The organism is Edaphosphingomonas haloaromaticamans, from assembly GCF_001853345.1.
Taxonomy (GTDB): Bacteria; Pseudomonadota; Alphaproteobacteria; order Sphingomonadales; family Sphingomonadaceae; genus Sphingomonas_E; species Sphingomonas_E fennica.
On record NZ_MIPT01000001.1, the window covers coordinates 4,473,366 to 4,485,375 of the forward strand.

At 68.7% G+C, this 12,010-nt stretch carries 11 protein-coding genes; 5 read left to right on the forward strand and 6 right to left on the reverse strand.

Annotated features, from left to right (window positions below; all coding sequences use genetic code 11):
- Positions 1-12 precede the first annotated feature (12 nt).
- Positions 13-948, forward strand: coding sequence for a ribose-phosphate pyrophosphokinase (locus BHE75_RS20790; protein ID WP_015458623.1), 936 nt, complete (start codon positions 13-15; stop codon positions 946-948).
- 38 nt (positions 949-986) lie between these two features.
- Here the strand turns inward: BHE75_RS20790 and BHE75_RS20795 are convergent, their stop codons facing one another.
- Genes BHE75_RS20795 through BHE75_RS20805 form a run of 3 tightly spaced genes read right to left on the reverse strand, consistent with a single transcriptional unit; the run spans position 987 to position 3,414 of the window.
- Positions 987-1,565 carry a L,D-transpeptidase family protein gene (locus BHE75_RS20795; RefSeq protein WP_254684519.1) on the reverse strand — a complete coding sequence of 193 codons (579 nt, stop codon included), beginning with the start codon at positions 1,563-1,565 and terminating at the stop codon, positions 987-989.
- Positions 1,562-2,623 (reverse strand): GTP cyclohydrolase II, encoded by a 1,062-nt coding sequence (ribA, locus tag BHE75_RS20800; protein ID WP_070935213.1) that lies wholly within the window; start codon positions 2,621-2,623, stop codon positions 1,562-1,564. The genes BHE75_RS20795 and ribA overlap by 4 nt, the downstream gene beginning before the upstream one ends.
- The gene (locus BHE75_RS20805) at positions 2,620-3,414 is read right to left on the reverse strand and encodes an exodeoxyribonuclease III (RefSeq protein WP_015458626.1); all 795 of its coding nucleotides are present in this window, start codon (positions 3,412-3,414) and stop codon (positions 2,620-2,622) included. The genes ribA and BHE75_RS20805 overlap by 4 nt, the downstream gene beginning before the upstream one ends.
- A 131-nt stretch (positions 3,415-3,545) precedes the next feature.
- Here BHE75_RS20805 and BHE75_RS20810 point away from each other — a divergent pair, with 131 nt between their 5' ends.
- Positions 3,546-4,343 (forward strand): hypothetical protein, encoded by a 798-nt coding sequence (locus tag BHE75_RS20810; protein WP_139181802.1) that lies wholly within the window; start codon positions 3,546-3,548, stop codon positions 4,341-4,343.
- A 214-nt stretch (positions 4,344-4,557) separates the two neighbouring features.
- Here the strand turns inward: BHE75_RS20810 and BHE75_RS20815 are convergent, their stop codons facing one another.
- Positions 4,558-5,223 carry a LolA family protein gene (locus BHE75_RS20815; RefSeq protein ID WP_015458628.1) on the reverse strand — a complete coding sequence of 222 codons (666 nt, stop codon included), beginning with the start codon at positions 5,221-5,223 and terminating at the stop codon, positions 4,558-4,560.
- A 54-nt stretch (positions 5,224-5,277) separates the two neighbouring features.
- The gene (locus BHE75_RS20820) at positions 5,278-7,626 is read right to left on the reverse strand and encodes a DNA translocase FtsK 4TM domain-containing protein (protein ID WP_070935215.1); all 2,349 of its coding nucleotides are present in this window, start codon (positions 7,624-7,626) and stop codon (positions 5,278-5,280) included.
- A 186-nt stretch (positions 7,627-7,812) separates the two neighbouring features.
- Here BHE75_RS20820 and BHE75_RS20825 point away from each other — a divergent pair, with 186 nt between their 5' ends.
- The 3 genes from BHE75_RS20825 to BHE75_RS20835 all read left to right on the forward strand — a co-directional run bounded on the left by BHE75_RS20825 (position 7,813) and on the right by BHE75_RS20835 (position 10,875).
- Complete coding sequence (locus tag BHE75_RS20825; RefSeq protein WP_015458630.1) at positions 7,813-9,045, forward strand: FAD-dependent monooxygenase; 1,233 nt, start codon at positions 7,813-7,815, stop codon at positions 9,043-9,045.
- A 126-nt stretch (positions 9,046-9,171) separates the two neighbouring features.
- Positions 9,172-10,128 (forward strand): glycosyltransferase family 2 protein, encoded by a 957-nt coding sequence (locus BHE75_RS20830; protein ID WP_015458631.1) that lies wholly within the window; start codon positions 9,172-9,174, stop codon positions 10,126-10,128.
- An 18-nt stretch (positions 10,129-10,146) separates the two neighbouring features.
- Positions 10,147-10,875: a class I SAM-dependent methyltransferase gene (locus BHE75_RS20835; protein WP_070935217.1), complete on the forward strand. Its 729-nt coding sequence runs from the start codon at positions 10,147-10,149 to the stop codon at positions 10,873-10,875.
- 2 nt (positions 10,876-10,877) lie between these two features.
- Here the strand turns inward: BHE75_RS20835 and BHE75_RS20840 are convergent, their stop codons facing one another.
- Positions 10,878-11,861 (reverse strand): acyltransferase family protein, encoded by a 984-nt coding sequence (locus BHE75_RS20840; protein ID WP_191225235.1) that lies wholly within the window; start codon positions 11,859-11,861, stop codon positions 10,878-10,880.
- Between the last annotated feature and the right edge of the window lie 149 nt (positions 11,862-12,010).

Below are 12,010 nucleotides of genomic sequence, written 5' to 3' on the forward strand. Positions count from 1 at the left end.
GCGAGGACGAACATGAAACTACTGGCCGGCAATTCCAACCTGCCGCTGGCGCGAGCGATCGCCGCCTATCTCGAAATCCCGCTTACCGAGGCGAGCGTGCGCCGCTTCGCCGACGAGGAGGTCTTCGTCGAGATCCACGAGAATGTCCGCGGCGAGGACGTGTTCGTGGTGCAGTCGACCGGCTATCCGGCCAATGACAACCTCATGGAGCTGCTGATCTGCATCGATGCGCTGAAGCGCGCGTCGGCCAAGCGGATCACGGCGGTGATCCCCTATTTCGGCTATGCCCGGCAGGACCGCAAACCCGGCCCGCGCACGCCGATTTCCGCCAAGCTGGTGGCGAACCTGCTGACGACGGCGGGGGCGAATCGCGTGCTTTCGGTCGATCTGCACGCCGGCCAGATCCAGGGCTTCTTCGATATCCCGACCGACAATCTGTTCGCCGCCCCGGTGATGTCCGCCGATATCCAGGCGCGTTTCGCCGGCAAGAATTTGATGGTCGTATCCCCCGACGTGGGCGGCGTGGTGCGCGCCCGCGCGCTGGCCAAGCGGCTGGAGAACGCGCCGCTGGCCATCGTCGACAAGCGCCGCGAGCGCGCCGGCGAATCGGAGGTGATGAACATCATCGGCGACGTCACCGGCCGTTTCTGCATCCTCGTCGACGATATCGTCGATTCGGCGGGCACGCTGTGCAACGCCGCCGCCGCGCTCAAGGAAGCGGGCGCGGAGGACGTGGTCGCCTATGTCACCCATGGCGTGCTTTCGGGCGGCGCGGTCGCCCGCGTGGAGGGATCGCAGCTGCGCGAACTGGTGATCACCGATTCGATCGGCGCGCCGGAAGCGGTCGCGGCGGCGGAGAAGATCCGCCACCTGACGATCGCGCCGCTGCTTGCCGAGGCGATCAAACGCATCGCCGACGAGACGTCGGTATCGTCGCTGTTCGACTGAGGCCATCGCCCGGCCGCCATCCTGACGAAAGCCGCGATTCATTGCCGCTGCGCCCGATATTCGGGCGTTGCGGCGATGGATGCCGAAACCGGGCCGGCACGGCGGTTGTGCGTGCGGTCAGCGATCTCGACGCTTTCGCCGCGCCCGATCAGGGGCAGCAGGTCGAGCAGCGCGGCCTTTTCGATAGCGACGCAGCCTTCGGTCGGTTTCGCCTCGTTCCAGCAATGCAGGAAGATCGCGCTGCCGAGGCCCGGCACGGGAGGCGCATCATTGTGGCCCAGCGTGACGATCACGTCGTAAAGCCCGTCCTCCCGCCAGAGATGCTCGGCCGAAGCGGCACGCGGATGCCGGACCGGGCGATTATAGGCGGGATCGGCGGGATCGTCCGACCAGCCGTCGTCCGCGCGGGTCCAGCGCCATGGCAGGGCGAGGCCCGCCGGCGGCGCGGCGCGGCCGGGGCGGAACAGCACGGTGCGGATCGCCCAGAGGCCGAGTGGCGTCATGCCGTCGCCCTCGCGCTTGTCCGCCGCCGGGCAGGCGCCCGAACGGCCGATCGCGCAGGCGATCCGCCGGCCGGCGGCCTCGAGCGTCAATGCCCCGGTATCGACGCGGATCATAGCTGGTGGCCGGTGCGGTCGCGCTTGGTATCCAGATAGGCGCGATTGTGGGGGTTCGCCTCCATCGCGTGCGCCACCCGTTCGACCACCGCGACCCCCGCCGCCTCCAGCCCCGCGACCTTGGCAGGATTGTTGGTGAGGAGGCGCACCCTGTCCTGCCCCAGCAATTGCAGCATCCGCGCGGCCACGCCGAAATCGCGGGCATCGACATCGAAGCCGAGGCGGACGTTCGCGTCCACCGTGTCATAGCCCTGATCCTGTAGCGCATAGGCGCGCAGCTTGTTGACCAGGCCGATGCCGCGCCCTTCCTGCCTGAGATAGAGCAATATGCCCCAGCGCGAATCGGCGATCTCGTGGAGGGCGGCGTGGAGCTGCGGCCCGCAATCGCACTTCAGCGATCCCAGCACGTCGCCGGTCAGGCATTCGCTGTGGAGGCGCACCAGAGGCGGCGTCCCGTCCGGCTCGCCGATGATGAGGGCGACATGCTCGGCCGCGTCATCGGCATTGCGGAAGGCGACGATCTCGCTGCGTTCGGACACCTCGACCGGCAGGCGCGCCCGCGCGGCGACGACCAGCCTGGCCGCCGCATCCTGCCCGGCAATGGCTTCGGCCGAAACCTCCACCTCGCCGGCCCCGTCGTCCAGCACGAAGAAGGCGGGCAGCAGGCCGGCCAGCCGCGCCAGCCGCAGGGCAGCGGCGGCGGCATCGGGCGCGGACGTGGCTATCGCGCGGAACGGCCCCTTCAGCGGCGTCGCCAGATCGAGCGCCGGATCGGCCAGCGCCACGGCCGCCGGCAGATCGAGCCAGGGCGCGCGTTCGATGCGGACGGCGGTTCCCGGCGTCGCCGCATCGCGCTGGTTGGCGAGCTTCAGCGTCGCGGCCCGGCCGCTCGACAGCAGCACATCGGCGCGGCCATCGGGATCGAAGGTGGCGAGCCGGCCGTCGTCGGCCGTCTCGATCGCCAGCACCGCGATCGCCCCTTCGGCCGATAGGATGCGCACCGGCCAGCCCCGGCGCAGCGCGTCCAGCGCGCGGGCGGCATCGCGCAGGCCCGTCAAAAGGAGAACTCCGTCACCAGCGGCACATGGTCGGACGGCTTGAGCCAGCTCCGGCACGGCTCGAGCACGCGATGGCCGGTCGCCGCGGCGGCGACCGTGGGGCTCGCCCACATATGATCGAGGCGGCGACCGCGATCATTGGCGGTCCAGTCCTTCGAACGATAGCTCCACCACGTATAGAGCCGCGCCGGCGCCGGGTGGAAATGGCGGCCGAGATCGATCCAGCCATGGCTCTGCTGCAGGCGGGTCAGCGCCTCCACCTCGACAGGCGTGTGGCTGACGACGTCGAGGAGCTGCTTGTGGCTCCACACGTCGCATTCCAGCGGCGCGATATTGAAATCGCCCACCATCAGCGTCGGTTCGGCCAGCGTCTCGGACCAGCGCGTCATCCGCTCGATGAAATCCAGCTTCTGCCCGAATTTCGGGTTCAGCACGCGATCGGGAATGTCGCCGCCGGCGGGCACATAGACATTTTCCAGCCTGACGCCGTTGGGGAGGCGCACGCCGACATGGCGGGCCTCGCCATTATCCTGCCAGTCATGGTTGAGATTCTCGTCCAGCGGCACCTTGCTCAGGATCGCGACGCCATGGTGCATCCGCTGGCCGTTCAGCACCTGGTGGACATAGCCCATGCGGCGGAACGGATCGCCGGGGAAGATGTCGTTCACCACCTTGGTTTCCTGGAGGCACAATATGTCCGGCCGCTCCTCCTCGAGGAAGCGAGTGACGATATCGATGCGGGCGCGCACCGAATTGATGTTCCAGGAAGCGATCTTGAGCGTATCGGACATGGCCGCGATGTAGCGATGCCGCCGCGCCGGCGCCAGTCACCAGCCCCACGGGGCGGCTGCAATCCGTTACGGGGCGCGAAGAATCATGATAGCCTCGGCCCGCCGCCTATCATCGATATGGGGAAAGTCGAATGAAGCAGGTCGTTTCCGGCGCCGCGATGGCGTCGTTCCTTATCGCCATGCTGCCGGGGGCGCCGGCCCTGGCGGCGACACCCGGCGACGTCCGCGATCTGGTGGGCGCCCGCGCCTCGGCAGGGGAGTCCGCGCTCGAATCGCGGGGCTATACGTTCCAGCACGGCAGCACCGGCGACGACCGCAAATGGACCTATTGGTGGAACCGCGACAAGAAGCAGTGCCTGTCGGTATCGACGGTGGACGGCCGATACGACGCGATCACATCCACGCCGGCGGCGGATTGCGGGCAGAAAGGCGGTGGCGGCGATACGGCGGCGGCGGTCGCCGTGGGCGCGGCGGCGCTGATCGGCGTGATCGCGCTGGCCCACAAATCCCACAATCATGACGACGGCCAGCATTATTCGGACAGCCAGTCCGAAGCGGATTATGAACGCGGCTATCGCGACGGGCTCTACAACCAGTCCTACCATAATTATTCGCGCAGCGATGCTTATGCCAGCGGCTATTCGGCAGGCGTGGAGCAGCGGAACCAGGAAACCGCCTACCGGCCCAATCATCCGCGCGGGGGCTATGGCGACTACGTCAACCTGTCGGACATTTCCTACCAGGACTGGGAGCGGGCGCAGTCCGAACTGTCGCGCCGCGGCTTCCGCCAGGTGGATCGGGACAGCAATTCGGATGGCGGCCACACCGCTTATTACTGGAACGGCGGCACCAGCCAGTGCGTCGCCATCGCCACCCGCAGCGGCCGGGTGACGGACGTCACCACGGTGCGCAAGCGCGTCTGCAGCTGAAGGGCGGCCACCCTGAAAAGGAATGGCCCCTGCTCCGGGGGCGTGGAACAGGGGCCGACCTTGCGTTCGTCACGCGAAGGCGGGACATGGATATGTGCGACGCGGGCAACAGGGGGAAATCCCGCGCGGCTTCCATGGCCGCTTGGGAATATCTACGCCCCCAAAGCTGTCGCCGGGATGAATGGACATTACAAATCGTTTACCGTCGCGCCGATCAGCCGCGCGGGCCGCGCGGGCGCGGGTCGGTCCAGCGGAAGGCGCCGTCGGCGACGGGCATGTTGAAGGCCTGGCTGTCGAGTTCGATGGTCGAACGGTTGTTCTGCGCGTCGACGATCGTCCAGCCGCGCAGCATCAGCCCCGCCGGCGCCGAGGGCGAGCGGCTGAAGGCGATGGTGATCGTGCCGAATTCCGGCCGCTTGGGATCGCGCGCCTGGACGAGGAGCAGCTTCGGATCGCCGCTGGGCACCACCTTGGCGAAGCGCGACAGATCGCGTGACGGATCGAGCAGCACCGACAGCGGCGAATCGCCGATCGGCCAGCGGGAAACCTGCTTCACCTGATAATCGATCATGGTGAGCGCCTTGCCGTCGCCCACCACCAGCAGGGGCACGCCCTTCTGATATTCGAAACGGATGCGCCCCGGCCGCTTGAGGGTGAGCGTGCCGGTCAGCGTCTTGCCGTTGCGGTCGGTCTGCGCGAACGCCGCGGTCATCGTGTTCACGGCCCTGAGATGCGCCGAAACCTGCGCCAGCGGATCGGCCGCCTCGGCGGCGGCCGGCGCCGCGACCGGGCCGGCGCCGATGACGGCCGCGGCGGCCAGCGGCAGCGCGGCGAGCGCAAGCAGGAAGGGGCGGATCATGCGTTTCTCCGGGTAGGTCATGGCGCGGGGATGCCGTCTGCGGCTTGAATAGGCTGTGAACCGGCGGCGAATCGATCAGCCGAGCCTGCGACCGAAATCGGGGAGATCGCCCACGTCCAGCAGCACCTCGCGCCGGCCGACATGATCGGGGGACGAGATGACCCCATCCTTCTCCATCCTCTCGATCAGCCGCGCGGCGGAGTTGTAGCCGACGCGCAATTGCCGCTGGAGCCAGCTGGTCGATGCCTTGCGGTTTTCGACCACGAGCTGCACGGCGCGGCGATAATCCTTGGTCTCGGGATCGTCCGGCCCGGTGGGCGCGCCCTCCAGCTCATAGGATTCGGCCGGCTCCTCGGTGACGGCGTTGATATATTCGGGCGTGCCCTGCGCCTTCCAATNCTCCGCCACGGCGCGCACCTCGTCGTCCGAGACGAAGGGGCCATGGACGCGGGCGATCTGCTTGCCGCCGGGCATGAACAGCATGTCGCCCTTGCCGAGCAGCTGTTCGGCCCCCTGTTCGCCCAAGATGGTGCGCGAATCGATCTTGGAGGTGACCTGGAAGCTGATGCGCGTCGGCAGGTTCGCCTTGATGACGCCGGTGATGACGTCCACCGAGGGGCGCTGCGTCGCCATGATGAGGTGGATGCCGGCGGCGCGCGCCTTCTGCGCCAGCCGCTGGATCAGGAATTCCACCTCCTTGCCCGCCGTCATCATCAGGTCCGCCAGCTCATCGACGATAACGACGATCTGGGGCAGCACCTCGAATTCCAGCGTCTCTTCCTCGTAGATGGGCTGGCCGGTCTCGGCGTCGTAGCCGGTCTGCACCCGGCGGGTGATCGGCTTGCCCTTGGCGCGCGCGGTGCGCAGCAGATCGTTGAAGCTGGTCAGGCTGCGCACGCCGACCGAGGCCATCATGCGATAGCGGTCCTCCATCTGCTCCACCGCCCATTTCAGCGCGCGGACGGCCTTCTGCGGCTCGGTGACGACGGGCGAGAGGAGGTGGGGGATATCGTCATAGACGCTGAGTTCCAGCATCTTGGGATCGATCATGATCATCCGGCACTGGTCTGGCGTCAGCCGGTAGAGCAGCGACAGGATCATGCAGTTGAGACCCACCGACTTGCCCGATCCGGTGGTGCCGGCCACCAGCAGGTGCGGCATGGGGGCGAGATCGTGGATCACCGGATCGCCAGCGATGTTCTTGCCCAGCACCAGCGGCAGCGCGCCGCCCTGGGTCTCGAAGGCGGCGCTGTCGATCAGCTCGCGCAGCACCACCGCCTCGCGCACCTTGTTGGGCAGTTCGATGCCGATCACGGTGCGCCCCGGAATGGTGGCGACGCGCGCCGACAGGGCGGACATGTTGCGGGCGATGTCGTCGGCAAGCTGGATGACGCGGCTGGCCTTGATGCCGGCGGCGGGTTCCAGCTCATACATGGTGACGACGGGGCCGGGGCGGACCTCGACGATGCGGCCCTTGACGTGGAAATCGTCGAGCACGGTTTCGAGGAGCCGGGCATTGCGTTCCAGCGCGGTGCGGTCGATCGCGGGGCCAGCGGCGGCCGGCGGCTCCGCCAGCAGGGTGAGCGGCGGCAGCGTGTAGGTATCGCCCAGCGGCAGCTGGCGCTGTTCGCGGCGCGCCTCCTTGGGCGGCGGGCGGCGCTCCGGCTCCTTGATCGTGGGGCCGGAAGGCGCCTCGCCCTCATCCTCGTCGACAAGGGCGGTGGCGCGCGGGCGCGGCGCGGGCATCGCCTCGCGAATCCGCGCGGGCTGGCGTTCGCGGCGCGGGGTTTCGTCCGCATCCGCATCGGCGGCATCGGCGGCCGCGCGATCGCGGCGGCGGAACAGCCATTCGCGCTCGCCGGCCTCCAGCCCCAGGCCCCAAATCCACAAGGCGATGCCACCCGCCCCGAACAGCAGGATGGCGGCGACGCGCAGTGCCGAGATCCAGCTCGCATTGCCGGCAAGGCCGATCAGGGCGTCGAGGCCGTTGGCGAGGACGAGGCCCAGCACGCCCCCCCAGCCGGCGGGCAGGCCGGAGACCGAGCCGCCGCGCAGCAGCGAGAGCGCCATGCCCAGCAGCAGCAGACCGGCGATGCACAGCAGCAGCGATCGCTTCCACCGGCCCACGGTGGCGCCGCGCCACAGCCTGAGCGCCGCGATGATCCCGATCGGCAGCAGCAGCGCCGCCGGCGGGCCGAACAGGCTGAGCAGCAGATCCGCCACCCATGCGCCCACCGGCCCCAGGATATTGCCGATGTCCCCGCCGGCGGCGGTGTTGAGCGCGGCATCGGTCGGCTGGTAGCTCGCCAGCGCGAAGGCCAGCGCCAGCATCAGCGCGAGCAGCGCCAGCGCGCCGCCCATCGATCCGCCACGCTGCGCCGCGCGACGCGCGGTTTCCCGCCAGACTGGTTGTTCCATCGCCATGCTGCTTGCCCGCCATGCGCACGTCCGCGCGGCCGGGGCCGGCGGGCGTGCCCGAAATGTTCCGTCCGCCGACAATCGCCTGCGGCGGACTCCGGGTCAAGCGCGACGCCCGGCGCGGCCGGTTTTCCGTATCGTCCGGGCCGTCGGGTGTTTCCACCCGGCTCGAAAATGCTTTAGCAGGCGGGAATGGAAAGCAGCGACCTCAGAAGCGATGTCATCATCCTGGGCGGCGGGCTGGTCGGCCTGACGCTGGCGATCGCGCTCGATGCGCACGGCCTGAGCACGATCGTGATCGACCCCGCCGATCCGGAAGCGACGCTTACCGCCGGCTTCGACGGGCGCGCATCGGCGGTCGCCGCCGCGCCGTGGCGGATGCTGCAGGCGATCGGCGTGGGCGACAGGCTGGCCGGCAAGGGCTGCCCGATCGAGACGATCCGGGTGACGGACGGGCTGACCCCGCAGGCGCTGATATTCGAGCCGGGCGAGGATGAAGGCGCCGTCGGAATCATGTTCGAGAATCGGGCGCTCCGCGTCGCGCTCCGCGAAACGGCGCTGGCGGCGAAGAACATCACCCTGCTGATGCCCGCCCGCCCCGCCGCCGTGGAGCGCGACGGCACGTCCGCCCGCGTCACGCTGGCCGATGGGCGGAGGGTGCAGGCGCCGCTGCTGATCGGCGCCGAGGGCCGCCGGTCGCCCACCCGCGACGCCGCCGGCATCCGCATCGCCCACTGGAAATATGATCACGCCGCGATCATCGGATCGGTGATCCACGAACATCCCCATCAGGGCGTGGCGCACGAGATATTCTATCCGCAGGGCCCCTTCGCCATCCTGCCACTGGTGGACGATGCCGAAGGCCGCCACCGCTCGGCGATCGTCTGGACGGTCGCCGGCAAGGATGCGCCCGCCATGCTCGGCCTCGGCCCGCGCGCCTTCGCGGCGGAGGCGGCCGGCAAGATGGGCGGCCTGCTGGGCGCGCTGGAGCTCGCCTCGCCGCTTTCCAGCTATCCGCTGGGCTTCCACCATGCCGCGCGGATCACCGGCACGCGGCTCGCGCTGGTGGGGGATGCCGCCCACGGCATCCACCCGATCGCCGGCCAGGGCCTGAACCTCGGCTTCCGCGATGTCGCCGCCTTCACCGAGGTGCTGGTGGAAGGCGCGCGGCTGGGAATGGACCTGGGCGATGCGCAGCTCCTCGCCCGCTACGAACGGTGGCGCTCGCTCGATACCTTCATGGTCGCCGCCGCGACCGACGGGCTCACCCGCCTGTTCGGCGTGCCCGGCCGCACCGCATCGGCGATCCGGCGCTTCGGCCTGGGCGCGGTGGAGCGGATCGCCCCGCTCAAGCGCCGTTTCATGGCGGAGGCCAGGGGCGAAACCGGCAAGCTGCCAAGGCTGCTCCAGGGCGAACGCATCTGACGGGCCGGCCCGCCGCCGGCCCACTCCCCCTCGCGATGATTTTACTCCGGCCGCCGCGCAAGGCCATCTGTTCGCCGCGCCTGCGAAAGGCTATGCGCGGGACACCCACCGGATGAAAGCCAGCGCATGACCGCACCCCGCCTTTCGGTAATCGTGCCCGTCAAGGATGAGGAGGCCGCGATCGCGCCGTTCGTCACCCGCGTCGGCGGCGTGCTGGACGGGCTGCGCGAGCCGGACGGCACGCCGTTGAGCTGGGAGATCCTGTTCATCGACGATGGCAGCAAGGATGCGACGCTGGCCGCGATCCACGCAGCCCATCGCGCCGATCCGCGGGTGTGGGCGCTCTCGCTCTCCCGCAATTTCGGCAAGGAGGCCGCGCTTTCGGCGGGGCTGGACCATGCGCTGGGCGACGCGGTGATCCCGATCGACGTGGACATGCAGGACCCGCCCGAGGTGATCGGCGAGATGCTCGATCGCTGGCGCGCGGGCTGCGAGGTGGTCTACGGCATCCGCCGCGATCGCCAGACGGATTCGCTGCCCAAGCGGATGACCGCCGATCTCTATTATCGCGCGCACAACTGGCTTTCGTCGGACAAGATACCCGAGCATGCTGGCGATTTCCGCCTGCTCGACCGCAAGGTGGTCGAGGTCATCAAGCTGATGCCGGAACGCAACCGCTTCATGAAGGGGCTGTTCGCCTGGTCCGGCTTCCGCCAGGCGGGCGTGGAATATGACCGCGCCGAACGCCAGGTGGGCCGCACCAAGTTCAATTATTGGAAATTATGGACGCTGGCGCTGGACGGCATCACCTCCGCCTCCACCGTCCCGCTGCGGATATGGAGCTATCTGGGCGCGATGATCGCGTTGGTGGCGCTGGTCTATGCGGCGTTCGTCGTGATCCGCACCGTGATCTACGGCGCGGATGTGGCGGGCTATCCCTCGATGATGGTGGCGATCCTGTTCCTCGGCGGCGTGCAATTGCTGTCGCTGGGCGTGCTGGGCGAGTATATCGGCCGCATTCTGGTGGAGGTGAAGCGTCGCCCCATCTATGTGATCCGCGAACGGATCGAAGGACAGGACTAGCTTGGAAGGCAGAATTGGATGAATCGCGCCATCTATGACCGGATGGCCGAGATCGATGGCGCGCATTGGTGGTTCGTCGCCCGCCGCCGCATCATCGCAGCGCTGATCGAACAGCAGGTCCGGCCCCGGCCCGGCGCCCGTATCCTGGAGGTGGGATGCGGCACGGGATCGAACATCCCGATGCTCCAGCGCTACGGCACCGTCGACGCGATCGAGCCGGACGACGCCGCGCGCGCGCTGACCACGGAGCGCACCGGCGTCGCCGTGAAGGGTGGCCTCCTGCCGCATGACGTGGTGCTGGACGACGGCACCTACGACCTCATCGTCCTACTCGACGTGCTGGAACATATTCCCGGCGACCGCGAGGCCCTGTCCGCGCTGGTGCCCAAGCTCGCCCCCGGCGGACGCATCCTGGTGACGGTGCCCGCCGCGCCCTGGATGTGGAGCGCGCATGACGTCGCCCACCACCACCAGCGGCGCTACACCATGGCGCATGTCCGCAAGGTGCTTGCCGATAGCGGGCTGAAGGTGCGCCACGCCACCCATTTCAACACCCTGCTCTTCCCGCTGATCGCCGCCGCGCGCGGGCTGGGCAAGCTCAGGGGGCAGGAGGACGGCGACGATGCGATGCCCTCCCCGCTGGTCAACCGCCTGCTTCAGGGCATATTCGCGGCCGAGCGGCGCTGGGTGGGCCGGTGGAGCCTGCCCTTCGGCGTATCGATCGGCCTGGTCGCCGAGCCCGCCTGACCTCAGGCCGCCTGCAGCCCGCGGCGGGCGGGCTTGATCCCCAGCAGCGCGATCGCGCTCCATTCGTGTCGGATCGCGACGCGATGGAGCAGGATCGGCCCCGCCAGCCCGCAGAAGGCGCTGGCGAGGAACAGCATCGGCACATCCTCATGGCCCGCCGCGCGCAGCGCCATCCGGCCGCCGGCCAGGAAGAAGACGTGCCAGAGGTAGATCGAATAGGAATAATGGCCGATCGTCGCCAGCGCGCCGATCCGGGGCAATAATGCGAGCAGCGCGGTGCAGGCCGCCGCCCCGCAGGCGAAGGCGGGGATTCCGTCCGGCCGCAGCCGGGGGACGATCCCCAGCAGGCCGCCCTGCGCATAGGCCATGATCGCGAGCGCCGCGACCAGCGCCGCTATCCCGTTCCGCCGGGACAGGAAACCCGCCGGCAATTGCGACAGCAAGAGGCCGTAGAGGAAGAAGGGCAGCAGGTAGATGGCGCGTTCCAGCGAGAGGAAGGAAGTGGTGTGGGTCAGCGCCGAAAGCAGCGCCGCGCCGCCGACCAGCATCGCCAGCCGGACGGGCGAAGGCCGCGCCAGGCAATCGACCAGTGCGACGGACGCGAACACCCAGAGCAGCGCCTGCAGGAACCAGAGATGCTCATAGCTGTGGGTGAGCGCATAAGGCAGCGATACATCCTCGCCATGCACCAGCGACCGGCCGGACCACATCAGCAAGGTCAGCACCAGCAGCGGAATTCCCAGCCGGCGCAGCTTCTTGATCGCGAAATCCTCGATATTGCGCAGGCTGGCGCGGTGGCAGCCGTAAAGCAGCCCGGACAGGATGGTGAAGACCGGCATGCGGATCAGCGCCAGGCTGTCGCTGGCATAATGCCAGCCCGATTCCGCCGGCAGCCCCAGCCCGCGCGCCGGCGTATCGCCGACGACGTGGAAGCAGACCAGCAGCAGGCAGGCGAGGCCGCGCACCGTATCGAGACTGGCGGGCAATCTTTCCGCGACGGTCCCGCCGGAATCGGATGAAGGCAATATAGGATACTCCGCATTGCCCCCGATGCTCGCCTAAAGGATTAACCCAAAAGGAAGAAGGGTCAATCGACGGATCGCTCCGCCCTATCGACCAAGATGCTTCACGCACC